General features: G+C 43.1%; 24 protein-coding genes, 1 tRNA gene and 1 pseudogene. 6 read left to right on the top strand and 20 right to left on the bottom strand.

The annotated features are described in order from the left end of the window. The 12 genes from vctG to rbsD form a co-directional block, all read right to left on the bottom strand. Positions 1 to 951 (bottom strand): iron chelate uptake ABC transporter permease subunit VctG, encoded by a 951-nt coding sequence (gene vctG, locus R7Z41_RS08045; RefSeq protein ID WP_005376631.1) that lies wholly within the window; start codon positions 949 to 951, stop codon positions 1 to 3. Continuing rightward, on the bottom strand, positions 944 to 1,879 hold the full coding sequence (gene vctD / locus R7Z41_RS08040; RefSeq protein WP_017820306.1) for an iron chelate uptake ABC transporter permease subunit VctD: 936 nt from the start codon (positions 1,877 to 1,879) through the stop codon (positions 944 to 946). The genes vctG and vctD overlap by 8 nt, the downstream gene beginning before the upstream one ends. A gap of 22 nt (positions 1,880 to 1,901) precedes the next feature. Beyond that, a complete protein-coding gene (locus R7Z41_RS08035; RefSeq protein WP_005376635.1) occupies positions 1,902 to 2,810 on the bottom strand; it encodes a siderophore ABC transporter substrate-binding protein in 909 nt (302 codons plus the stop codon). Between the two features lie 163 nt (positions 2,811 to 2,973). Next, complete coding sequence (locus R7Z41_RS08030; protein WP_005382613.1) at positions 2,974 to 3,654, bottom strand: Crp/Fnr family transcriptional regulator; 681 nt, start codon at positions 3,652 to 3,654, stop codon at positions 2,974 to 2,976. Between the two features lie 134 nt (positions 3,655 to 3,788). Continuing rightward, positions 3,789 to 4,520 (bottom strand): nucleoside phosphorylase, encoded by a 732-nt coding sequence (locus tag R7Z41_RS08025; protein WP_017635382.1) that lies wholly within the window; start codon positions 4,518 to 4,520, stop codon positions 3,789 to 3,791. 10 nt (positions 4,521 to 4,530) lie between these two features. Continuing rightward, complete coding sequence (pnuC, locus tag R7Z41_RS08020; RefSeq protein WP_025767870.1) at positions 4,531 to 5,262, bottom strand: nicotinamide riboside transporter PnuC; 732 nt, start codon at positions 5,260 to 5,262, stop codon at positions 4,531 to 4,533. Positions 5,263 to 5,761: 499 nt separating this feature from the next. Continuing rightward, positions 5,762 to 6,784 carry a substrate-binding domain-containing protein gene (locus R7Z41_RS08015; protein WP_158155931.1) on the bottom strand — a complete coding sequence of 341 codons (1,023 nt, stop codon included), beginning with the start codon at positions 6,782 to 6,784 and terminating at the stop codon, positions 5,762 to 5,764. A 35-nt stretch (positions 6,785 to 6,819) separates the two neighbouring features. Next, complete coding sequence (gene rbsK, locus R7Z41_RS08010) at positions 6,820 to 7,737, bottom strand: ribokinase (protein WP_005373140.1); 918 nt, start codon at positions 7,735 to 7,737, stop codon at positions 6,820 to 6,822. A gap of 222 nt (positions 7,738 to 7,959) precedes the next feature. Further along, positions 7,960 to 8,838 (bottom strand): ribose ABC transporter substrate-binding protein RbsB, encoded by an 879-nt coding sequence (gene rbsB / locus R7Z41_RS08005; protein ID WP_005373143.1) that lies wholly within the window; start codon positions 8,836 to 8,838, stop codon positions 7,960 to 7,962. Positions 8,839 to 8,925: 87 nt separating this feature from the next. Then, positions 8,926 to 9,909, bottom strand: a complete 984-nt coding sequence (rbsC, locus tag R7Z41_RS08000; protein ID WP_025767873.1) for a ribose ABC transporter permease — start codon at positions 9,907 to 9,909, stop codon at positions 8,926 to 8,928. Further along, positions 9,906 to 11,411: a ribose ABC transporter ATP-binding protein RbsA gene (rbsA, locus tag R7Z41_RS07995; protein ID WP_005373147.1), complete on the bottom strand. Its 1,506-nt coding sequence runs from the start codon at positions 11,409 to 11,411 to the stop codon at positions 9,906 to 9,908. Before rbsA ends, rbsC begins: the two co-directional genes overlap by 4 nt. Positions 11,412 to 11,434: 23 nt before the next feature. Next, a complete protein-coding gene (rbsD, locus tag R7Z41_RS07990) occupies positions 11,435 to 11,854 on the bottom strand; it encodes a D-ribose pyranase (RefSeq protein ID WP_005382620.1) in 420 nt (139 codons plus the stop codon). Between the two features lie 473 nt (positions 11,855 to 12,327). Here rbsD and R7Z41_RS07985 point away from each other — a divergent pair, with 473 nt between their 5' ends. Next, the gene (locus tag R7Z41_RS07985) at positions 12,328 to 14,688 is read left to right on the top strand and encodes an EAL domain-containing protein (protein ID WP_225478219.1); all 2,361 of its coding nucleotides are present in this window, start codon (positions 12,328 to 12,330) and stop codon (positions 14,686 to 14,688) included. A 139-nt stretch (positions 14,689 to 14,827) separates the two neighbouring features. On the opposite strand, the gene R7Z41_RS24665 is transcribed toward R7Z41_RS07985, so the two are convergent. Together R7Z41_RS24665 and R7Z41_RS07980 are read right to left on the bottom strand one after the other, a co-directional pair. Next, complete coding sequence (locus R7Z41_RS24665) at positions 14,828 to 15,052, bottom strand: imm11 family protein (RefSeq protein ID WP_334224627.1); 225 nt, start codon at positions 15,050 to 15,052, stop codon at positions 14,828 to 14,830. Between the two features lie 23 nt (positions 15,053 to 15,075). Further along, on the bottom strand, positions 15,076 to 15,402 hold the full coding sequence (locus R7Z41_RS07980) for a hypothetical protein (RefSeq protein WP_225478220.1): 327 nt from the start codon (positions 15,400 to 15,402) through the stop codon (positions 15,076 to 15,078). Positions 15,403 to 16,270: 868 nt separating this feature from the next. Between R7Z41_RS07980 and R7Z41_RS07975 the strand changes: the two genes are divergently transcribed. The 3 genes from R7Z41_RS07975 (at position 16,271) to R7Z41_RS07965 (ending at position 18,109) form a co-directional block, all read left to right on the top strand. Beyond that, positions 16,271 to 16,912, top strand: coding sequence for a murein L,D-transpeptidase catalytic domain family protein (locus R7Z41_RS07975; RefSeq protein WP_017633652.1), 642 nt, complete (start codon positions 16,271 to 16,273; stop codon positions 16,910 to 16,912). Between the two features lie 328 nt (positions 16,913 to 17,240). Beyond that, on the top strand, positions 17,241 to 17,699 hold the full coding sequence (locus R7Z41_RS07970; protein WP_017633653.1) for a hypothetical protein: 459 nt from the start codon (positions 17,241 to 17,243) through the stop codon (positions 17,697 to 17,699). A gap of 86 nt (positions 17,700 to 17,785) precedes the next feature. Beyond that, complete coding sequence (locus R7Z41_RS07965; protein ID WP_005382624.1) at positions 17,786 to 18,109, top strand: hypothetical protein; 324 nt, start codon at positions 17,786 to 17,788, stop codon at positions 18,107 to 18,109. 124 nt (positions 18,110 to 18,233) lie between these two features. On the opposite strand, the gene R7Z41_RS07960 is transcribed toward R7Z41_RS07965, so the two are convergent. The 3 genes from R7Z41_RS07960 to R7Z41_RS07950 form a co-directional block, all read right to left on the bottom strand. Further along, entirely contained in the window at positions 18,234 to 18,914 is a 681-nt protein-coding gene (locus tag R7Z41_RS07960) for a DedA family protein (protein WP_115386592.1), read from the bottom strand. Positions 18,915 to 18,964: 50 nt separating this feature from the next. Further along, complete coding sequence (locus R7Z41_RS07955) at positions 18,965 to 19,345, bottom strand: hypothetical protein (RefSeq protein WP_225478221.1); 381 nt, start codon at positions 19,343 to 19,345, stop codon at positions 18,965 to 18,967. A gap of 144 nt (positions 19,346 to 19,489) precedes the next feature. Then, positions 19,490 to 20,008 carry a DUF4136 domain-containing protein gene (locus R7Z41_RS07950; protein WP_005373165.1) on the bottom strand — a complete coding sequence of 173 codons (519 nt, stop codon included), beginning with the start codon at positions 20,006 to 20,008 and terminating at the stop codon, positions 19,490 to 19,492. A gap of 371 nt (positions 20,009 to 20,379) precedes the next feature. Between R7Z41_RS07950 and R7Z41_RS07945 the strand changes: the two genes are divergently transcribed. After that, positions 20,380 to 20,454, top strand: a tRNA-Gly gene (locus R7Z41_RS07945). Positions 20,455 to 20,470: 16 nt separating this feature from the next. Here the strand turns inward: R7Z41_RS07945 and R7Z41_RS07940 are convergent. Both R7Z41_RS07940 and R7Z41_RS07935 read right to left on the bottom strand, forming a co-directional pair. Continuing rightward, positions 20,471 to 21,328, bottom strand: a complete 858-nt coding sequence (locus R7Z41_RS07940; protein ID WP_171344895.1) for a sterol desaturase family protein — start codon at positions 21,326 to 21,328, stop codon at positions 20,471 to 20,473. Between the two features lie 7 nt (positions 21,329 to 21,335). Continuing rightward, positions 21,336 to 22,346: a DUF2804 domain-containing protein gene (locus R7Z41_RS07935; protein ID WP_033906458.1), complete on the bottom strand. Its 1,011-nt coding sequence runs from the start codon at positions 22,344 to 22,346 to the stop codon at positions 21,336 to 21,338. Between the two features lie 305 nt (positions 22,347 to 22,651). Here R7Z41_RS07935 and gdhA point away from each other — a divergent pair, with 305 nt between their 5' ends. Continuing rightward, positions 22,652 to 24,004 (top strand): NADP-specific glutamate dehydrogenase, encoded by a 1,353-nt coding sequence (gene gdhA / locus R7Z41_RS07930; protein ID WP_064376633.1) that lies wholly within the window; start codon positions 22,652 to 22,654, stop codon positions 24,002 to 24,004. Between the two features lie 76 nt (positions 24,005 to 24,080). Here the strand turns inward: gdhA and R7Z41_RS07925 are convergent. Continuing rightward, positions 24,081 to 24,547 (bottom strand): annotated as a pseudogene (locus R7Z41_RS07925) (OsmC family protein). Positions 24,548 to 24,574: the final 27 nt, after the last annotated feature.

Raw genomic sequence — 24,574 nt, 5'->3', positions numbered from 1 at the left:
TTATACAACTTTGTTTTTCAGCAGCAGGTATAAGAAATACGCACCGCCGATAAAGTTAATTACGACACTCAACGTCGTCTCAAAACTGAACACGTTTTCGATTATCCATTGCCCAGCAAGTAGTGAACTGATGGATAGAAACGAACATCCGACCAATAGCGTTTTATGTTGGTAACTTCGGAACATTTCTCGGCTTAAGTTGGTCACTAGTAAACCAAAGAACATGATTGGCCCTACCAAAGCCGTAGAAATAGCAATCAAAACCGCCGAGATAATAAACACATTTCTCGTCACTTTAGGTACATCAACACCCAAACTTTTCGCATTGTCTTGGTCGAGCCAAAACACATCTAAAGTGCGATGCATCCTAAACAACAACCAACATGCAAACATCAAAGCCGGAGCACTAAAGTAAACCAAGTTCACTTTGACATTATTGAAACTGGCGTACAGTTTCGACTGAACAATTGCATATGTGTTTGGGTCCATCAGCAAAGAAAAGAATGACGCCGCATTGGAAAATAGCTGACCAAAGATCAAGCCGACCAATAGCAACGTAATCAAGTTCTTGCTGCCTTTTGAAAAGTAAAACCCAAACAGCAGTAGCGAAAACGACACCATTACAATTACTGCAATCGCGAAATTGACGTACAAGTTAAGAACTAAGGTACTCAACCCACCAAAAATCAACACGATCAAAATTTGGGTTAACACATACAGCGCATCAAAACCCATGATACTTGGCGTTAAAATTCGGTTGTGCGTAATGGTTTGAAATACAAGTGAAGACTGAGCAATGGCCACACCCGCTAGCACTATCGCCAATACTTTAGGAACTCTACGAGACAAAAAATATTGGTAGTTGTCAGCCGTTAGCCCAATACCAATAAACAGACACGCGAAAAGAATCGCAATGCCACCTAGCAGCAGGATTTTCGTTGAATCACGCATGTTGCTTACCTCGCAACAACATTGCGATGAATACCACGCCACCCAATATGCTAATCACGATAGAGATTGGCATTTCATGAGGGAAAATAATTAAACGACTCACCAAATCGCAACACAACACTAAAATGGCCCCATACATGGCCGTAAGCGGAATGTTCTTTTTGAGGTTATCGCCATAAAAGTGACTCACGAGATTCGGTACAATCAGCCCTAAGAATGGCAACTGGCCAACAATCATCACGACACTTGCTGACATGATGGACACCAATAGCACGCCAATCGTCACAACCTGCTGATAATTCAAACCCAAGTTAATCGCGAAATCTTTTCCGATACCTACGGCAGAGATCCTTGCGGCAAAAAGATAGCTGAGGATAACCATTGGTACCGCGATGTACAGCAGTTCAAAATCACCACGCAAGATGTTGGCGAAGTTTGCGACTGTCCAAGCATTCAGACTTTGAAGTGCATCATATTTGTAAGCGATAAACGTAGTCATGGATTGGATGACATTGCCGAAAATAATCCCGACAAGTGGCACAAAAACCACGCTCTTAAATTGAATGCGCTGAATAAAGAAAACAAACGCCAGCGTCCCAAATACCGAGATGCCGAACACGAGCCAAAGGTGATTATCATTACCAAAGAAAACCACGCTCAGTACATAGCCCAGCATGGCACATTCGATCGTACCAGTTGTAGAAGGTGCCGCAAATCGGTTCTGGCTGATTTGCTGCATGACAAGACCCGCAATACTCAAGCCAGCACCAGCAAGCAATATGGCAAATAAACGTGGTATACGGCTGGTAAAGAAAAGTTCTAATGCTTTCTCATCACCTGAAAAGAGTTGTTGGGGCGTCATGTTTGCCACCCCAACAAATAACGAAACCGTGCTTAAAACCACAAGGGTTAGCAATAACTTCTTCAAAGTTAACCTCTGCTATCTTGGATTACAGTTCAACGGTTTGCTTTATCTCACTGACCATTTTTTCTGTTGCTGTCACACCAGACATCGACAAGTACCACGCGTCCACATCTAAATAAGTGATTTTATGATTTTTATATGCCGCAGTCGCTTTGACTAAGTCGTTATCCATGGATTTACGAATATCGTTATCCGGCGTACCTGTCAGAGAATTTCGGTCAACCACGAGAATATTTTTCGGGTTAGCTTCACGAATAAACTCATAAGAAATGACATCTCCGTGAGTGCCCGTTTTCACGTGCTCAACCGTTTCCAAGAAGCCAAAGTCGTTATAAATGACGCCAAATCGCGACTGGGCACCAAACGCGCTGATGTTGTCACCCATGCTCAAAATCGTTAATGCATCATTTTTGTTCGATTGGTTGTAGTCACGGATTGCTTTAAATTGAGCATCTAGCGCTTCAATTTTCTGCTCTACTTTTTCTTCGATATTGAAGATCTTACCAATATTGCGCCATTGCGCTTGCGTGCCTTCCCAATAGCCTTGGTTCTCTTTCGCCGCAAAAACAACTGTAGGGGCAATTTCACTCAGCTCTTCATATTTCGCAGACGCTCGCGGACCAACCAAAATCAAATCCGGTTTTTGCATGTAGATGGTTTCAAAATCAGGTTCAAACAAACTACCCGCAGAGGTGTAGTTATCTTTGCTGTATTTTGAAAGGTAACTAGGAAGATTAGAAGAGTTAGATACTGCAACAGGATCGATACCAAAGTTGTCCAACGCATCTAGCGGGCCAAAGCCAATCACAACCACACGCTCTGGGGATTGTTCTAGCTCTGTTTGACCCATGTAGTGGTCAATCACAACTTTAGCAGCGAAAGAAGGAGAAACAGTAAATAACGACAGCATAGCCGCACCAACGAATTTTTTCATTTTGTTAAGCCTTAATGAGATCTATTATCATACGCGTTCGCAATATAACGCTACTCTTTAATGCATTCAACAAAATTTAAGGTACTTTACATTAGTTACGTTTACTCAAGACTTAGATATATCAAAGACTTATAAAACCCATCAGTTCCAATACCTGGGCGTATCATTCATGCGCTTCAATAAACGCTTTGAGTGCCAGCTCATCAATAATCTCCAAACCGTTGTCCGTTTTTGTAATCAATCCCTTTTCAATCAAGTCCTTAACTGCACGTCGATAGACTCGGCCTGAGGTACCAAACCGCTCAGCCTCTTGGTTCACTTTATCAAAACCACCAAGCAACTTATCCGTCTGATTACGGACGAGAAGATCATAGGCAATGTTGTAAGTAATGGGATGCAACAAACGGTTAGTGTAGATATCCATGGAGTCTTGATAATCCTCAGCCAATGCTGAAGCGAAGAACACCATCATTTGGGGATGATTTTGCAGTGCTTCGGTTAGTTTTTGGATACAGATAACATCAACCTGCATATGTTCATCTGCTATCACATTCCATTGACAAGGAGTCTGAGTGAAGAACTCCATTTCACCATAAATATGATAGTCGCAGTTAGCTTCCCCTAATTGAAAACGTCGTCCATTTGCGGCCAATATGTTCATCGAGACTCGACCTACTGGCACAACATACAAGTACTGAAGTTGCTCACCTTGGCGGAGAATTGCTTCCCCAGCATCAAAGTAACGCGAATTTATTTGGCATTGATAAATCAAATCGCGAAAGGTGGCACTCTTTTCTTCAAGGTATGTTTTGAAGCGACCAGTCGGATAAGGGCTGATTTTCATTTTCTGCTCTCTCAGAAAAAGTTACGGACAACTATTTAAGGTGGATTGTACCCCGTAATTCCAAATAAAAAAGCGACAGTGACCTGTCGCTTTACATCTATTCTGTTTATGTGACTTACTGAGATAGAGACTGGCTAACGCTGAGCAACCAAGGCTTCTAATGCCGTAATCGCGGCACTCTTCTCACCTTGCATCATTACTTTGGCTTCATCAACGTACTGACCAACACCTTCTTTCACATCTTGTTGATACAGCACCACGTTGTTTAATATCGAAGCCACATGAAGGCCTCGTAGTCGACCGACCGTAAACAGCGCAGAGGTTTCCATATCGGCACCTAAGATGCCTTTCTTGTTCCAATGTTGGCATATTGCATCTTCGTCATCGGTATAGAAACTGTCGTGAGAACGCACCACACCAAAATGATAATGCACTTTTTGCATCGACAAGTAACGCTCAACTTCCTTTAACAGTGAAAAGCTTGCGTAGGCTGGATAAGACGAATCGACATACGCTTTAGAGCCGCCCTCATCTCTTACCGCGCCTTCGGCAATGATCAACTCGCCAAGGTGAATGCCTGATTGCATTGCCCCCGCAGATCCAACGCGTACCACATGAGTCACACCGCACTGTTTTAGCTCTTCCACTGCGATGATCATCGATGGCGCACCTATACCTGTACTACATACTGAAACAGGCTTGCCTTTGTAGTTGCCGGTAAACACACGGTACTCGCGGTTTTCCGACACCATTTCTGCATCATCAAATAATGCCGCGATACGATTCGCTCGATCTGGCTCGCCGCATACAATAACGAGGGGAGCGATTTGTGTTTCATCCACTCCGATATGAGGTTGTTTGGCCATTTTTCGTTCCTTACGCAGCAGCGTGCGCTAAGGTTTTATCGCCATTGCGCTTAGCGCTACGAGCCCACTCACGCGTGCCATTGGCAGCGATGAACATAAGAATCGCGTACTGAACAGACATTGCGTAAACACCTTGCGTCGCGTAGATACCCACACTGATAATGTTAATCACAACCCATAGAATCCAGTTTTCGACGTATTTACGTGTCATCAGAATTTGTGCAACAACAGAAAGTACTGTCATGGTTGCATCCCAGAACGGGAACGCGTCAGGTTCAAGCACCGGTTCAGCCAAGCCAGCACCAAAGAGATTCAAGCTATCAACAGCAATGTTTGCTAGCGCAAAGAAAAATGGGTCGATATAGATCGTTAATAATGCGATACATGCAACGCTAATAGAGGCAGTAGTAATAAGTTTCTGTTTATTTAACCAGCGAACCTCCAGCGTTTCACCTTGTGCGTTTGGACGGGTCCACGCATACCAGCCGTAAATGTTCGCACAGAAGAAAAACAATTGAAGAAGCAATAATCCGTATAACTGAATTTGAAAAAAGATAACGGCAAAAAGCGTGACATTCAGCAAACCGAATAAGTAGTTGATGGTTTTTTCTTGGCTGGCAAACCAAATGCAAAGCAGTCCAAAAACGGTACCGAAAGCTTCGATCCAACTCATTGCGTAGCCGTCGCCGATCGGAATGTTAACGAGAGTATTATTAATATCGAGTAAGGCAAAGAGGTCCATAACATGTCTTTTATTAGTTTGTTTGGATTACGCTTATATTAGAGCGTGATCCCCAACAAAAAGGAGGACATTTGTCCTCCTCTTGATGCACTCGATCATAATTCAGTTCAATGTTTACTTGAAAACAATAAATGATGCTATTGAACGATGTTGGAAATAGACGTGCCTATGAATCCAAGCCTAGATAGCGTTTTTTGAATGCAGAAGCTGATGCAAATAAAGCTGACGCCAAAAGTGTAATAATAAAGCCAATTGCGTACTCAAATGCTTCATTAACCAGTAGCTGATAGCAGCTCACAAAAAAAATCAATACAACTGTAATAACATTAACTCGGTGAAACCAAGGGTGTTTTACAGATAACTTAGCGTAACCTTTTGATAACATTTGACTAATCCGCCAGACAACAATTAATAGTTTTATTTATAATCAACGACGATAGTAAGGCTTTATCGTATAAAGAGAAACGACTTTTTTAATTTTTTAGCTCAACATCACACGTCATTCAGTGAGGTTTGACTTTAACCTCTTGACGCTTTTTCGTTCCACTAGAGTCGGCTCTAATTGTACGACCTGTGCCTCTGTTGACTTTTCATCCAACTTTCGGACAAGAGTCTCAACGGCAGCCTGCCCCAAACGGTACTTAGGCTGATGAATGGTAGTTAGCGATGGCGACATAAATTTCGCGATATGGATGTCATCGTAACCAATAATGGACAGGTCGTCCGGCACTTTAATATCGAGCTCATTTGCGGCGTTAATCACCCCCATCGCCATCATATCGTTAGAGACGAAAATCGAGCTAGGTAATGCGCCACGCTGAGCCATTTTTTTGAACGCTTGATACCCACCCTCACACTCGAAGTCCGATTCAATGATCCAATTGGCATTAAATTCCAAGCCAGCTTCGTTCATTGCTCGCTTATAACCTTCGTATCGCATTTGCGCTTGGTGTTTAATCAAAGGGCCAGTGATGCACCCAATTTCGGTATGGCCGCAATCAATTAAGTATTTCGCCGCTAAGTAACCGCCACGAAGTGAGTTGTCTTGGATTTTATCGCTTGTAAATAGCATCGGCCCCCAGTCCATTACCACAACTGGGATATCTGGGTAACGCTCAAATACATCGATACGCTCTCCTTCTAGCGACGAGCACATCAAGATCAAACCATCGACACGCTTTTGCAATAGCGTATTAATGGATTGACGCATACGTTCGTTATCACCCTCGGTGTTACATAAAATGAGGCTGTAGCCTTTTTGGTAACAGCTACGCTCTACGCCTTTTACGACTTCGCCAAAGAATGGGTTGGTTGAGGTTGTCACGAGCATACCAATGGTTTTGGTACGATTGACTTTGAGGCTACGCGCCAACGCAGAGGGCGCGTAGTAGTTAAGCTCTTTTGCGGCATTGTTAACGCGTTCAGAGATCTCTTCGCTCACAAAACGCGTCTTGTTAATAACATGGCTCACTGTTGAAGTGGAAACCCCTGCCAGTTTTGCGATGTCTTTCATCGTCGCCATGTTACTACTCCTATTTTAATGAGGCGTTGTGCGCCTTATTGTTCAGCGAGAAACGCGTCCACCTCTTCGCGGGTTGGAATCGACGTTTGCGCGCCAAAGCGGGTCACAGAAATTGCAGCCGCCGCATGTGCAAACTTAATCGCTGATTCTAAAGGTAAATCTTCTAGGAGACCAGTGACGAATGCCCCATTAAATGTATCGCCCGCAGCGGTAGTATCCGTCGCTTCAACGCGGAAGCCCGAGATGATTTCGCCTCGACCGTTTTGGCTTAACCAAACGCCTTTTGCACCGAGTGTGATCATGACAATTTCTATACCTTTACCATGTAGCACATTCGCCGCTTCTTGCGCGCTTTCGTTGTCTGTTACAGTAATACCTGTCAGAACTTCAGCTTCCGTTTCATTTGGCGTAATCACGTCAATGTAAGACAGTAATTCATCTGACAGTTCGCGAGCTGGCGCTGGGTTCAGAATGACATTGGTTTTGGCATCTTTCGCGATTCGCGCGGCTTTCTCAATGCCGCACATCGGCGTTTCCAATTGCATTAGCAAGTAATCTGCTTGGCGAATACGCTCTAAATCTGGCTCAATCGCTTCTGCTGTCAGTTTGGCGTTTGCTTCAGCTGAAATGCAAATGCTGTTCTCACCACTGTCCGACACTTGAATCATCGCGATACCTGTCGGGCAATTTGGCTGCATCTTCACACCAGTGATATCGATGCCATCCATTTTGAAGTTTTCGCGAATGTTAATGCCGAATGAGTCGTCGCCCACACAAGCGATAAAACCGATGTCTGCATTTAATCGCGCCGCCGCGACGGCTTGGTTGGCACCTTTGCCACCTGGGATAACTTGATAGTTGCGACCATGCAGTGTCTCGCCTGGGCGAGGGAAAGAAGGCACTTGAAGAACATGGTCAGCGTTTACACTACCTAACACCACTAACTTATTCATACTGTTATCCTCGGTTCTGAATGAACCCTTTTTAAAAACTGTTTAGGAAAATACATTAGATGACTTTAACTTCTCTTCCTGACGAAGGAGTCTCGACAAAAAGCCAAAGGCATCTATACCCCACACTTTGCAGTATTTTGGGTAAGCTTGCCCTCACCTCCTAAACGACAGATATAAACGGAGGAGAGAGCAAAAATTAGGATGATTTATTGAACTTAAAACTTACTTAGTGACTACTTTTAGTGGTACTGGGATGTACTCTTCTACTTCTTCACCTTTCAAAACTTTGTCAGCCGTTTCAACACCTAAAGCACCGATAAGGTCTGGTTGCTGAGCAATAGTTGCCGCTAGTTTGCCACGGTTAACTGCTGCAATGCCGTCTTCCGTACCATCAAAACCAACGATAACGACATCTTTGCCAGAAGCTTGAACTGCGCGAAGTGCACCTAGCGCCATTTCATCATTCTGTGCAAATACCGCTTGTACATCCGGGTTAGCCGCTAGCAGGTTTTCCATTACGTTTAGACCTTTCGTGCGGTCAAAGTCAGCCGGTTGGCTAGCAAGAAGATCCATATCGCTGCCCTTCACGGCATTCATAAAGCCTTCACCGCGCTCACGCGCTGCCGATGTGCCCGCAATACCTTCAAGTTGAATGACTTTTGCTTTTTCGCCGACTTTTTCCATGATGTAGTGGCCTGCCATTTCACCACCAATTACGTTGTCCGAAGCGATGTGACTCACAACTTCACCACGGCTTGCACCACGGTCTAATGTCAACACAGGGATCTTAGAACGGTTCGCCATACGAATTGCATTAGACACTGCATCAGAATCCGTTGGGTTGATAAGAATTGCTTTTACGCCGCGAATACTTAAATCCTCGATGTTCGACAGTTCTTTACTCGGGTCATTTTGCGAGTCCAGTACAATTAAGTCGTACCCCAATTCTTTCGCTTTTGCTTCCGCACCGTCTTTCATCGTTACGAAGAACGGGTTGTTTAGCGTCGAAACCACAATCGCCATGGTATCTTGAGCTTGCGCCGCTACCGATACGGTTGAAGAAAGAAGTGCAGCAGAGATAAGAGTTGCAAGTTTTTTCATCGTTCTAGTCCTTTGTGTAGGGTGAGCCAGTACACGTCCCCTGACTCGGTTTGTATTCACTGTTTTATATATACAGATTGTTATGAATTACTTGTTTTTGTTGTCTACCAATACCGCCAGCAAGATAACCACTGCTTTTGCAATCATTTGGTAGTAGGAAGAAACATCAAGTAGGTTAAGTGCATTGTTCAAGAAACCGATGATCAGCGCACCAATCAAGGTACCCATGATACGGCCTTTACCGCCCATCAAGCTGGTACCGCCAAGAACAACCGCTGCGATAGCGTCTAGCTCGTAGCCCATACCTGCTGTTGGCTGCGCCGAAGAAAGACGAGACGTTACAATAATGCCTGCAAGCGCTGCTAACATACCGCAGATGGCATAGACACCAATCTTCACTCGGTCTACATTGATACCTGATAGGCGAGTCGCAGACTCGTTGCCGCCTAGTGCGTAAACATAGCGACCAAAGCGCGTGTGGTTAAGTAAATACCAAGCCGCTGCAAACACAACCACCATTAACCAAACAGGAACCGGAATGCCTAGCGCGTAGCCAGTACCAAACCATGCGAACGCATCCGCGGTGTCAGTAAAGCCTGTCGAGATTGGTCGACCTTCGGTGTACACCATGGTCACACCACGTAGTAACGTCATGGTAACCAGCGTAGCGATAAATGCCTGCACCTTGCCCTTCGCAATAATGATACCGCTGATCGCACCTAACGCTGCGCCCGCAAGTAAAGCAGTGGGAACCGCCACCAGCACCGGGACTTCAAGCGCAATCATGCTTGCCGCAAAGGCACCACACAACGCCAATACCGAACCAACACTTAAGTCGATGCCTGCTGTTAAAATAACTAATGTCATACCCACTGCGATAATGGCATTCACGGAGGTTTGACGAAGAATGTTGAGAATGTTGTCGACCGTAAAAAAGTTCGGGTTCAAAAATGACACAACAACGATCAGAAAGATCAGAGCTATCAGTGATTTTTGTTCAATCAGCCACTCTTTTGTGAACAACTTCTTGTTGCCAGTTTCGGTTGGTTTGCTCATGGTATTCGTACTCATGCTGCTTCCTCATTGATCTCTTTGCCTACGGCACAGGCGAGTAATTTTTCTTGATCGGCGTCTTTCGCATCAAATTCGCCAGTGATACGACCTTCATGCATCACTAAAATACGGTCGCTCATGCCGAGCACTTCAGGCATCTCGGAAGAAACCAAGATGATGCTCATGCCTTCGGCCTTAAACTTGTTGATGAGCTGATAAATCTCTTTTTTTGCTCCGACATCAACACCACGTGTCGGCTCATCCAGAATCAGAACTTTAGGCTTCGTCATTAACCCTTTCGCTATCGCAACTTTTTGCTGGTTACCACCAGATAAGTTGCCGATGATTTGATCTCGCGTTGGGGTTTTAATGTTGAATAACTTAATAAAATCTTCCACAGCAATCACTTCGTCGCTGTGTTGAATCTGGAAGCCTTTGGTCAGCTGGTTTAGCGAACAAAGTGACATGTTCTCCTTAACCGAAAGACCTAAAACCAAACCATCGCCTTTGCGATCTTCAGAGATGTAAGCGATACCATTTGCCAAACCATCTTGCGGGCTAACCGGGTTAATAGTTTTGTTATCAAGATTGATAACACCATGCTCACTAGGTAATGCGCCGTAAATGACTTTCATGAGTTCAGTGCGGCCTGCGCCCATCAAGCCAGAAATTCCAAGAATCTCACCACGCTTGAGAGTAAAGCTCACATCCTGAACGCCAGACCCAGTCAAACCAATGACTTCAAGACAAGTTTCGCCATGTTGGACATCAATACGTGGATATTGCTCTTCTAATTTTCGGCCAACCATCATTTCAATTAGGCCATCTTCATCAGTGTCGGACACCTTGCACTCACCGATAAACTTACCATCACGAAGCACGGTAATGTCGTCACAGATTTCAAAGATTTCTTTAAGACGATGCGAGATGTATACGATGCCGCATCCTTGCTCGCGAAGCTCATTAATCACTTTAAATAGTGATTCCGTTTCGGTATCGGTCAATGCGTCCGTTGGCTCATCCATAATGATGACTTTCGACTCAAACGAAAGTGCCTTTGCAATTTCCACCATTTGTTGTTCACCAAGGCTTAAATCGCCAAGCAATGTTTTTGATGAGTGCTTTACATTCAGACGTTTTAAAAGCTTGTCAGCTTCGTCATACATTTTGCCCCACTGGATACGCCCTAAGGAGCCAGTGAACTCTCGTCCCAAGTAAATATTTTCGGCAATCGTCAGTTCAGGAATCAGGTTCAGCTCTTGGTGAATAATGCTAATACCAGCTTCCTGTGAATCGCGTGGACCTTTAAAGGCCGCCGGCTGACCTTGATATTGAATGCTCCCCGCATCCATGTGGTAAATGCCTGTCAACACCTTCATTAACGTTGACTTGCCTGCTCCATTTTCACCCATCAGCGCCATAACACGGCCTGGATAAACATTCAGGCTTGCTTTGTCGAGTGCTTTTACGCCCGGAAACGCCTTCTCAATTTCGCTTAGTTGTAGAATGGCTTGAGTCATAATCTGTCCTCAATATCTCTGGCTTAAAAAACCACGCCCGCTTGGAAAATAACGTTCGCATATGGCGAGCATTCGCCGGTTCTTACGATAGCGCGACTTTGGGCCGTGCGTGCTTTAAACGCTTCATGTGACACGTAGCTCACCTCAATAGATTTGCCCGTCTCTTCACTCTCTTTGCTCAGTTCGTTGAGCAACGCTTCATGCAAAACTGGGCTTGCATCAGAGAACTCTTCCGCAATGATGACCCCTTCGATTTGGGACTCAGATAGAATTACGCGAACAGTATCAAGAAAACTTGGTACCCCATGCGTTAGCGCCAAATCGATTCGCTGAACATGCTCTGGGATTGGTAGACCAGCATCACATATCGTGATCTCGTCGGTGTGGCCTAGCGTCGCCACCAAGTAAGAAATATCTGAGTTAATTAGGGTACTTTTTTTCATCTCATCGACCTTTCGGTTACACGTTCATACAACCATGAGCGCCTGTCTTAAAGTGTTTTCGTTATTAACAGAAAACTCATCGAAACGTTTCGATGAAATAATAATTCGTCATCGCAATTTGACCAGTGTGAGATCGATAAGGTGTGAGAATGATCTGTAATTCAATTGTCATTGAATAGGAAAAGTGCACTTGAGTCACACTTTGCCATCGAAACGTTTCGATGATGGTGTTTCCCTGTCATTACGGTTAGGTTTTATACAGGGAGGAAGGAAAAGAGACGTCCGACTACTGAGAAAACCTCTAGTTAATAAGCTCGAAACCTTTCACGTCATCACAATTCTTAGATAGCTGCCTGATTTTGGAGAACGCTCACCTTACAATCTGGTTACAATTTGCCAAAACACATCATCCGTTCAGTACCTTACCTGGTACGCGACGTTTGTAGGGACACAAACGGAAACTAAGAACCATAATGAAGTTAAGCAATAGAGTCATTTTGCTTGTCGCGCCAGTGATCTTATTAAGCGCGTTAGTATCTAGCTATATTATTTATAGCATTCAAAAAGTGACGCTCATCAAGCGGGAAGACAGCTATATTCAGTTGCAGATGGAAAAGCTCGCCGGGCAGTTTCAACAAGCGAATATTTTTCTTAATAGCTATGCCTATACGCTCAGTAAAAGTGATGTATTACAAGACTATTTGGTTAATCATAACAACCCCTATCGTGAGCGAGTCTTGTTTAATCGATTAGACGAGACCGCTGAAGTATTAAGCCATGGTTACAAAGGCGATGCGAGCATGGCGATCCTCGACGGCAAACAAAACCTTCTCTACTACACAGAAAACAAATATTACGAATCATCGGGCGTGGTCGACCCAAAGGTATTAGAGTACATATCACGAAGTTTCAATGAGAGAGAGGCTTTCAGTCACACTGGCTTTATTTATAACTCCAGTGGACAAAGCATTCTTCTTCAATATGAGGTCGTCGACAAAAGAACGGGGACTCACCCTTTGAGCTTTGACTCGAAAAATGTGTTTTTTGTGGTAGTTTCCGTATCACTTGAAGCCTTTAACGAGATTAAGCATGACATCGAGTTTGACACGCACAGCGTGATTACTTTCGCCGACAAACCCATTTATCTTGATATTCCTCTCGCTCAAACCATTGAGCTGCTGCCGCACTTTTATGCCGTGCTTTCTCCTGCCGAATATTTAATGTGGAATAAAGTCGATAAAGTGTGGCTAGAACTTGCTTTCTCCTTTGGCGTAGCGGCGTTTTTCACTATCACATTAATCATTTTGGTGTTGTACCGCTATGTGTTGCGCCCTGTTTCTCGCCTTGATAAGCAGCTGAACGAACTTGAATCTAATCAACGTGACAATATTGAAAAGCTAGAAACAAACGATGAAATAGGACGCCTCTCTGCACGCTTTTTTGATATGTATGAGGAACTTAATGTCATCTATAAAAAGACAAAACGCCTAGCTGAAACGGATCACCTGACGCAACTCGCCAATCGCCATCGTTTTCATGAGCTTGCCACTCGTGAACTTATCTCCCCTTCGCAGTTTCTGTGGGTTGTTTACGTCGATCTTGATAACTTTAAATACGTGAATGATAAATACGGGCATGAATTGGGAGATAACTTATTAAAAGTGTTCTCATCACACATCAAGAATGCCTGTCAAAAGTTCTCGCACGATTACAACAGCCCCTGCTTTGCCGCCAGGTTATCTGGTGACGAATTTGCAATTTTGCTGAGCTCAAATCAAGAGGTAAAACGCTTGCCTGATTTGCTTGCATCAGAGTTACTAAAACCAATTAGTAATCTCAGTTCATCTTGGAGTAATTCATTTCCCGTTACGGCAAGCGTAGGTATTGCACAATATCCTCAAGACGGTACTGACATCGCGAAGTTACTCTCCAGTGCCGATGCGGCTATGTATCAAGCAAAACGGGCAGGGAAAAATCAATACGCCTATTATTCAGCCGCTCTCAATATTGAGTCTCAAAGACGAAGTCAGCTTGAACGTGCGCTCCGAAAAAGCAATGTAGAGGAAGAATTCCACCTTGTTTTTCAACCCTATATGAACAATCGAAGCAACGAAATTGAGGGGTTAGAAGTCTTGTTGCGCTGGGAAGCCGAAGGTATCGGCCCTATCCCCCCAAAGGAGTTTATTCCAATTGCAGAGCAAGCCGGATTATTTGATAAAATTGACCGCTGGGTTTTCGCCAATGCAACGGCGGAATACCATCAATTAAGGAATATTTTCGGTAAGGATATTGTTCTTTCGGTCAATCTTTCATCAGCAGAGCTAAACTCGATAGAAATGGCAAACTACATCCATGAACAAGCGACACTGCACAGTGTTAAACCAGAATGTATTGAGATAGAAATAACCGAAACCTTTGCCGCAGAACAACAAGGCACGGCTCTACTTGATGAGCTATCAAAACGTGGCTACCGTCTTGCAATTGATGACTTTGGTTCTGGTTACACATCGTTAACTCAGCTCGTTCAGTATCCGGTTCAAAAAATCAAATTTGATCGAGAGTTCCTCGTTACATTGATGAACACCAACAACGGCCATGTGATCAAACCTATTATTGAGCTATGCCATGCCCAAAATAAAACGGTTACAGCAGAAGGTATTGAACACAATATGATGCATGAATGGCTATCGGCATACCGCTGCGACTATATGCAAGGCTATTTATTTGGCAAACCAATGACTAAAGAACAATTGAGCTTGTGGTGGCAATCGGCAAATGACGACAGTCGATTTGATGCGTCCATGGTCAGCTCAATTAGGGTTTCAAGAACATAAGTTAAGGGGAGACGTACAGCAGTCACAACTGTGGCGGCTGTATTTAGCTGTATATGAGCTTCATTGATAGATGCTCAGCTTTTGTTCCCCCATACCTATATCTATGACTTTAGTTGAGTAAATCACTATTTATTCGTTTTTAAACCAGCACTTCCTTGAAATCCAAACCGGTCAAATTCAGCGCTTTGACGCTATCGTACAAGCCACCTTTTTTGTCCGTGCAAAACGTTCTGAGCCCAGCACCTTTTACTCTGAACAAGTCAGATTCATTAACGGCTTCTCTATTCAAAACGAGTTTCTTAAACGGTCTAGCACGACTTAGCTTACCATGACGAAGATTATACTCGGTAGCAGAGGTATCAATGGCATCAATTTGAGTGACAATGTTTAATGCTCGCCAAGGCTTCCTTGTAGATTTAATGGTAAAAATTCGACATTCTCGCTCAACACATCGAGCTTATCCGCAATAGAAGCGGATACAGCAAGAGTAAAAGATCCCCATGCTGCAATATCAGGCCTGGGCAATGGCTTTTCACCCACAACGTCTAACCATTCAATATCAATACTTTTCCAACTGGCTTTAACAGACTCTCCATAGAGTTGGATAGGTTTGCTTGCCGTTACTTGAAGAGACATTTCCAATGGCGACTCTTGCAACATTGCAAAATCATTAACATTGGGAGTGACAATAAACACTTTATTAAATGCTGTCATAACCGTCCTTAAATAATTTTGAGCGTTTTTCTTAATGAGACGAGCGCTTTCACACCAAACCAAACCAAACCAAACCAAACCAAACATAATAGATAGAGTTTACTTTCATGTTCAAAAATTTAATGAATTAATATCTGGCGCTCTTATCTTTTAATTTCGAAGTTTTATTATTTATATATTTTAATCCACACGATAGAATTATTTTTTCAATTTTTACTATGTACCCTTCCTTATGTAATCGAATAAATTAGAGAATAAACAATAGCACGCGTCACTTCACTTTTGTCGAGCTCATCACTCTCACTTAAACGACACATTCACAAGTTCAATTTTTGAACGACTTAGACTTAGCTTTGTCAATCGTGAATTAAAAACAACCGATTCACCGCTGTTTTACTGCCTTTTCTTACCACCCTGTTGTTTATTCATACATTATAAATGCACTTATACACATAACGATTCGGCGTTACGATTTGTTACGAGTTAAATCACAAACTTTTGAGGTATTGGATAAAGCGTAGAAAAAGAAAACACATTGAAATAAAAAGAGTTTCTAAAGTACGAAAAATAAAACGCCGTTTTTATAAATTGGCAACTTCACAAATATCCTTAAACACAGTTTTATTAATTACATATATCAGATATTATTTACGCCGAAGTTTATAGAAACCATCGTTAAACTTCATATTTTATATAAGTTTCAAACAGTTAGTTTTTAACTCGAGAAATTATCGTCAACCCAATATCAAGCACCTAAGCGTGCAATAAGAAACATTGGGAATAGAATTATATTGATGTGCATGTTGTTTTAACGAGTGCATGAAGCAATCGGTAAATTTGTAACACCATAGAGTTTTATTTAGCCAAGATGAAAAAGTTAATTATATTATTTACATGTGCGCTGTTGTCTGTCTCACCTTTTGCTTTTGCAAAACAATCAGATAACGAACCCAGGGATCATTTACGACCAAAGCAAGTTGAACATGTGTTTAAACAAGCCAAGCTAGATGGCATAGTAGACTTTAAGTTGTTCAGTGACGCTTACATCGCTTATCAGAAGACACCCGATAGAAAGAAGTCGGTACTAACGATCATCGACTATAGTAAACCATCAACTGAAAAGCGTTTTTATGTGGTTGATTTAGATAAAAAGAAGCTAATTTACAATACGTATGTTTCTCACGGCGTGAACAGCGGAAAGAAAACAGCGACACAGTTTTCAAATGTCGTGAACTCGCGAAAAACATCATTGGGCACTTTTTTGACTGATACCACTTACTACGGCTCAAATGGCTATTCACTTCGATTAGATGGGCTAAGCTCTGGATTAAACGACAAAGCTCGCGAGCGTTACATTGTCGTGCACGGTGCCGATTACGCAAACCCTTCCTTCATCAAGAAGAATGGATACCTCGGACGCAGTTGGGGTTGCCCTGCTTTGCCAGAGAAGTTGTCTCGCGAGATCATTGACACCATAAAAGGCGGCAGCGTTATTTACGCAAGCGCGTAATACCGATGCGACGAATATGGGGAAGAAAAAGAAGATTCTATTTCTTCCCCAGTAATAATCCTGTTAGCTTAATCGTCCTTGTGCAACGACTCTCTTTCCATTTTCGCTTACTCGAAAGCGAAAAATTATTGTGTTATTCGCTCATATGCCTGAGTGCGATCAGAAAACTCTGTTCATCCCCCTTCCATCTCGTTAGTATACGCTGAGTTCATCAGACACTGGCTTTCATCGTTATCATAGTTCCACTAAGATTCCTTAATCATGGTGGGTAACTGTGGCTTTATATGTTTAGGGTTACTTCTTGCGTTATCTACACCGTATATTATTGATGCTTTCTTTGTCCCTGCTTTCAGGGCTCATCACAGCTTCATATGCGCATGAGTGGCACCACACCAAACATTACACTTCCGAGCGTCTACTTAAACTCTCTCAACAAGACGATTTTGAGCTAGCACACACTGATTTTCATGCCTCAGCTTCTCTGAGCTCTTGGGGTTCAGAAAGTTACTACCTACATATAAAGCGCGAGTTGTTCGGGCTTGTTTCCTGTCGCCGAACATCAGCTACTGATGGCGTTTTATCATCAGATTTTACTCCTGATTATTTTTTACTTATTGCTTTCTCTTCTCCACCACTACTGGAGTTGGCAAAACAAGCATCTCGCTTACCTCTAGACAGTTATGGCGGACTCATGAGTCAACGCTCTCTTTATCGCCTCTCAGGAAGAAAGGAAGCGAACTTAATGTACGTCTTTACTCATGGTCGCAACGCCTTCTCTGTTGTTTAACTTTTTATGACATACAGAGAACACGAAAATGTAACGATAAGAGCCAATATGCTCATTGTTACTAGAACCAATTTGAGGTCCATATAATGACAAGAATCGCTACAACCATCGCACTAGCATTACTATTTTCAGCGGGCTCAACCTTAGCAAACACAGAAACTAAGCCAGAAGAAATGAGTAACGACACTCTGTTAGAGTGTGCCAACGTTTCTAACGCACGTATTGCAGTTCCGGAACACAGAGCGATGTTCAGACACTACTTAATGTCTGAGAGAGACTACAGTTTTGACCAGCTATCGTCTGCCGAACTTGAATTTAAAGCAGCAGATAAGAATAAGTCTGAAGTAGAGAACATCTACAAGTCTCAGTGCAAAGAAGTTGGCGAATACCTATATAGCATTGGCTATTAAATTCGAAACCCTAACGACACTCAAAAAGAAAGGCGCATACATTGCGCCTTTCTTTTTACTGACAAAAACCTGTCGATTAGATGTCTAATCTGCATACAAGCTTAAAAGTGTAAATCAAGTAAACTTACTGAGAAAACTCAGACACATCCTTGGGTTTACAGAACGCTCGACGTGCTTTAACAAACAAGAAACTAAGCACTCCAATCACAAGAGTAATTATTGGTGCCGCCATTAATAGCATTGTGATTGCTTTGCTCATATTTTCCGGTAGCAAAGGAAGTAATGAACCAAAACCGCATAATATCAGCGTCCATAAAATCGCACTCAGCCACGCAAAGTAATGGAATTTACTAATACGTTTCACTCGCAACCCCATCATTAATGGCAATAGGGAACGAACAACCGGAATAAACCGCGCGCACAAAAGCGCAACCAATCCATGTTTACTGAGTAATACGTCGACTTGTTCCAAACGCTTTTGAGGAACCGCGCTCACCCAACCTTGGACCTTAGGTAAGCGATTTAGCCACTTGCCTTGTAAATAAGCCGCCCAACTTCCCAATCCCGCACTAACAGCTATCACCAACATGATCATAATTGGGTCAAGGACGCCAACCGCCGCCAGCGTACCGGATAATACGACGACACTGTCGCATGGGAAAGGTGCAGCAGGAATAAAACCACTTTCCAAAAAAATAATCACAGCAACAACAAAATAAACTAAACCTGCACTGCCTGGCGCCATTAACGCCGTGAAATCTTGATGCCAAAAGGCACTCAAGACCTGAATTATCGAATCAAACATAAACCGCTCCTAAGCATAATTAACCAAAAGTTGCAAAAACATGGAATGAGTTAGCGAGCATGTATAAAGCGGTATATGAAATTCGATTCTTTTCTCACGCCGATTCTGTATTTAAAGTGAGTAAAAATACTTTCAATACAACAACCTAAAGCCTCATTGCCGATGCGTTTTAGCCGCTTCATCGAGTAAATTGCCGAACGATGCGCCCACCATGCTACATCAAGCATTTCAAACCATTCGGGCTCTACATCGTCGTTCGAGCTCATTTCCTTAGCATGGCTAACCCTCAATCTATTCCGGCTGTTTAAACTCGGATAGTCTTGTTGTACTGGAGAGATAGGATGTTCTGAAAAGTGCTTCGACTTAGCGTCAACAGCAATATTCTGGTTATGAAAGGAAAGAAAATTTGGGTGTGAGTACGGCAGGCTCATGCTCGGAGCCAACAAGCAGAAAAGTAGTCCGAGTAAAGCAATCAGGGTCGTACGCACAAAGGTAACCAAAACCAAAATAATAAGTTCTTTTAACCCTGTGCGTAACTATTGGCAATTAGTATTCTTAATCGTTAAGAATACTAATTATTTTTCACCGTAAGGGTAGCTTTCAAACATCTTCGCGATTTCTTCTTGGATGAGAGATTCTCTTTTCTCAGAGCTCATTGACTCAGACAGTTTACGACTTGAAACGCCTTTCCAAACGACTTGATTAGCCTTTGCATCAACCAGTTCAACCACCAACTTCCCATACTTACGTTCTTTATATCTTTCTGGGCTTGAAGTGATCACACCAAAGCTATTCCAGCCATAGCCAAAGCTCACCGACGATCCTGAAGAAACAAGCTCGGATTCTTCTACGATATCATGATGTACGTAAAGGTCACCGCCACTATTTACCTTAATTAAACCCTTACTCTCAAGCTGTTCAGCAAGCCCTTGCTCAATACGTCGACCATCAATACTGGTAGGAGCTTCCGCCTGAGCACCGAAGTCAAACGTTCTGTAAGCTGAAAAGTCGGCTTGTTTATCTACATCGGTTGTAACGGTAGTACAAGCAGATACCAGCATCACCACCAGCCCTAATATCAAACCTCTCATCATGTTAAATCTCCTTTGGTTAAGCTGACTGTTTCAGCAGAATTACCCTGTGTTATACATACGCATCAACAGTAAAAAGTAATCATTTCAATATCTAGTCTTGACCATGAAACGTGACTGTTCAATAAACGAGATTAACCTTTACACAGAAAATCTTGAATATCATCAACATCTAAACACCTAAGAATTCGGTGTTTACGACCTAATTGGAAGCCCCTAGGCTTAGTAGCGGAATCGCGAGTGCCACAAAAAACCAGAGACAATGAACACTTTAACATCAGTCCGCTACTTTTTTAGGCAACTGACAAACATTTGATGAGAAAAGACTTTTCTTTTTCGTCCAGTGTGGCATATTAACTGAGTCCTATCGATGCGCGGGCATCGTATAATGGCTATTACCTCAGCCTTCCAAGCTGATGATGCGGGTTCGATTCCCGCTGCCCGCTCCAATCTCTTTATCTAAATTTACTCATAAAAATCCGATGGCGGAGCGAACAAACGGCGGCAGCGTTGTTTCCATGATAAGTTTGGTCGAGTTACGTCATAAAACATGTCTTTCCATTCTGCAAACGTCACGCGGATGGGATTAAAGCTGTTTACAGGTTTAGAAACCCCATACCGAACCGTTTCCACCTCTGGTTCAAACGTTCCGAACATTCGATCCCAAATAATTAATACACCCGCATAATTTTTGTCGATGTACTGACGGTTCACACCATGATGAACGCGATGATGAGACGGCGTGTTAAATACCCACTCTAGTGGCCCGAGCGAACGAATTGATTGGGTGTGAACAAAAAACTGTAAGCCCAGATTAAACAACACAACGAAGACAACCCATTTTGGCTCAAAACCAATAATCACCAAGGGCAACCAAAAAATCCACATCCCCGCTAGCGGATACATTAAACTTTGACGAAAGGCGGTACTGAAGTTCATTCTTTCCGAACTGTGATGAACAACGTGCGCGGCCCACATCCAACGAATACGATGGCTAGCCCGATGAAACCAGTAATAGAAAAAATCTTGCAGGACAACAAGTAAAAGAAAAGCTGAGACGCTCATTTCGATATCAAACAAACGCCAATCAAACCACCACAAATACAACTGAGCAATCAGTAAACCCGTGAGTATGTCTGTCGCTTGGTGTAAGCCCGCAAGAACAAAATTACACGCTACTTCAGGGAAGTAATACGTCGCGCTTTCAGGCAAGCGTACCCTTCTTTGTCCGAACCAATATTCGGCAAGCATGCAGAAAAAGAAAACTGGAGCCAGAATCATCAGAAGTAATTCTGGGCGGTCCATCAACTGCGTCCAATCCATTGTGTTTCTACCATTTTGCATAGTGATCTTCAGTAAGACCCATAACTTCTTCTAACTGATGTTTGATGCCATTTCCATCGATAATATAGCCAGAGAAATAACCGATGTACTGACGAAAGTTACTTTTGAGAAGCCAAAAATTTTTCTTCTCTGAGCGTCGATTCAAAGGCGTGAACTGTAAGTTAACTCGTTTATCTTCAGACGTAATATGCCACTTTTGCCCTTCATCACTTCGTGAAAACTGAAACTGCACAGGTTGCAAAAAGTGACGCTGACCATTAATCCACAATACATTTTCGCAATAGCCAGTTTCATTAACGCCAGCTGCCAAGTTCAACCCCAGACGCCTGTCATCCTCAAAGCAATTGATACTCGCCCAGCGCCAACTTGTTTCTCGCCGCATGTACCCAGCGGAAAAATCGTAACCAGCAGCCACCTCTGAAAGATCTTGCTCTTTTCCTAATATGAACAAGTTACCGTCTACTGCTAACGCATTGTGCTTCTGAGTATATGTCCAACCCGCATAACCTGTTGGCGTACACAACATTAATGGCAAACTCATATTTTCTGGACGTAAATAGAGATCCGCATTGACTGACTCTGTCACAAAGTGGACGTGCCAAATACCATCCTTAATAGAAAACTGAACTCTTTTGTTAGCAAGATGGGCAAGACTGCACCAACTGGAAGGCTGAGTTTGATAACCTATATTAAAAGGTTTCAACCATTGTTGCTCAATCAACTTATTCTTTTTAATATCAAACAGGTAGCAAAAGCCGGATGCTAAATACCGTATATCAGCAATCGCTACTCCAATGACGTAATTAGGTGTGACCAAATTGACGAACTGAAACTGCTTATAATCGCGGTAACGGCGCCACTTAGATACCGGCTTATCCATCTCATCGAGGTAGGTAAATTTATCTAGCTGTAACGATGTTGGAATTCCATCAAGGTGGCCAAACGCTGGTAGGCCATTCTGCTGAATAAACGAGTTCAGAACCTTAAGCTCATCCATATAGTTGTCTTTTCACAAGTTATCACACACACAAACTTTAACATGACGTTAACATAAACAATTTGCGTAACTGCACAACAACATCGACTAAAGTGATTTCTGCTTGTTATATGTGAAACTGATCACTCAACCACCCGCTTACTTAGCTAGCCCTACCTATCTCAACCAACACAGCCTGGGTTAGAAGCTGCACATTCTCATCCGCAGGAAAGACCACTACAACCATTGAATCTTGGTCAAAATCACTATTTAATGGAAATACATTCATATAAACTGATTGCTTATTCACATCAAGGAAGAAATCTATGTCATACATACACGATACTATTGTTGCGTTGCAACACAGTAGCCCTGCGCAAAAAGAATTTTACCAAGCGGTAGAAGAAGTATTAACTTCTCTCGCGCCGGTAATAGAAGGCAATAATAAATATAAGGAACAAGCGATTATCCAGAGGATCGTCGAGCCAGAACGTCAAATCATGTTTCGAGTTCCTTGGGTTGATGATGCTGGAAATGTACAAGTAAACAAAGGTTATCGAGTTGAATTCAACTCTGCTTTGGGGCCGTACAAAGGAGGATTGAGATTCCATCACTCAGTCAATGCGAGCATCATAAAATTTCTCGGCTTTGAGCAAATCTTTAAAAACGCACTGACTGGCCTTCCTATCGGTGGCGGCAAAGGCGGTTCAAACTTCGATCCTAAAGGAAAATCCGACGGCGAGATCATGCGATTTTGCCAATCATTTATGAACGAGTTGTACCGTCATATCGGTCCTGCCACCGATGTTCCCGCAGGCGATATCGGCGTCGGGGCGCGCGAAATTGGCTATATGTTTGGTCAATACAAACGATTGACGGGGCGCTACGAAGGTGTGCTTACAGGCAAGAGTCTTCTTTGGGGTGGCTCACTCGCCAGAAAAGAAGCGACAGGATATGGCGCCGTCTATTTTGCAGAATGCATGCTCAACGACCGCAACGATTCATTGAAAGGGAAAACTTGCCTCGTTTCTGGTGCTGGCAACGTGGCTATCTACGCCATTGAAAAACTGTACCATATGGGAGCAACGCCGGTTACATGCAGCGACTCTCGAGGTACGATTTATCATGAGCACGGTATTGATCTTAAGCTCCTCAAACAACTGAAAGAAGTGAAAAGAGCAAGCTTAGAAGAATATTTAGAAACTTACCCTGAAGCAGAATACACACCAGAGAGCAACTATCCTAATGAAGGACATGCTGTTTGGCGATATCAGGCTGATGCTGCCTTCCCTTGTGCGACTCAAAATGAATTAACGTCAGACGACGCACTGGCTCTTATCGAAAACGGATGTATTTTGATTAGTGAAGGGGCGAACATGCCAACCACCCGTGATGCTGCCAATATTATCGTGGACTCAGACATAGCTTATGGGCCTGCCAAAGCAGCCAATGCAGGCGGCGTTGCAACCAGTCAACTTGAAATGGCGCAAAACGCGAGCATGCAAAACTGGACGTTTGAACAAGTGGATAGTCAGTTGCAAACCATCATGAAAAATATTTTCATCAATGCAAACGAAACCAGTAAAGAGTTTGGCCAACCTGGAAATTTAGTTTTAGGCGCCAACATTGCAGGCTTTAGAAAAGTCGCTGATGCAATGATTGAGCAAGGTGTCGTCTAGATGAACGAGCCAGCAGGATGACTGCTGGCTTAATATAACTCCGCAATAGGCCGCGCTTTTTGATAAAGAGCTCCACTTAATTCGCAATAAGCGTTGTCACTTCTGTTTTAACGGAGTTGGCGATAAAGCAATTCTCATGGGCCATGTGGTGCAGTTTTTCTAATTGAGATGGTGTCGGTTGTTTTTCACCTGAAAATGTTATCTTAGGGTTTAACGTTACCTTTGATACACACTCTTTTCCGTTTCGCCTTTTTCAAGCTCCCCTACCGCTTCATCGAAGTAACTGTCCACAACATAACGTCGCTTTGCTGCAATAGACAGGAAAACGAGCATATGACAACTAGAAAGTGCCGCGACAAACGCTTCTTCTGGATCAACGTTTTCTTCTACGGATAGTGGTAATGGTACTACGTGGGGAGATGGAGATGCTGGGACTTGCACCCCTCCATCAAATTGCCAAATGTGTGCCCGACTATACTTATTATCACTAAACTCTTCGCCAGCTTTACGATGCCATTTGATTAAAGCGGAATGCTTACTCATTCTAACTCCCTGATTTTCCGACGACGA

Source organism: Vibrio sp. 1457 (genome assembly GCF_033340195.1).
GTDB classification, from domain to species: domain Bacteria; phylum Pseudomonadota; class Gammaproteobacteria; order Enterobacterales; family Vibrionaceae; genus Vibrio; species Vibrio alginolyticus.
Note: the sequence above shows the minus strand (reverse complement) of the source record. Positions and strands in the feature narration are given on the sequence as shown.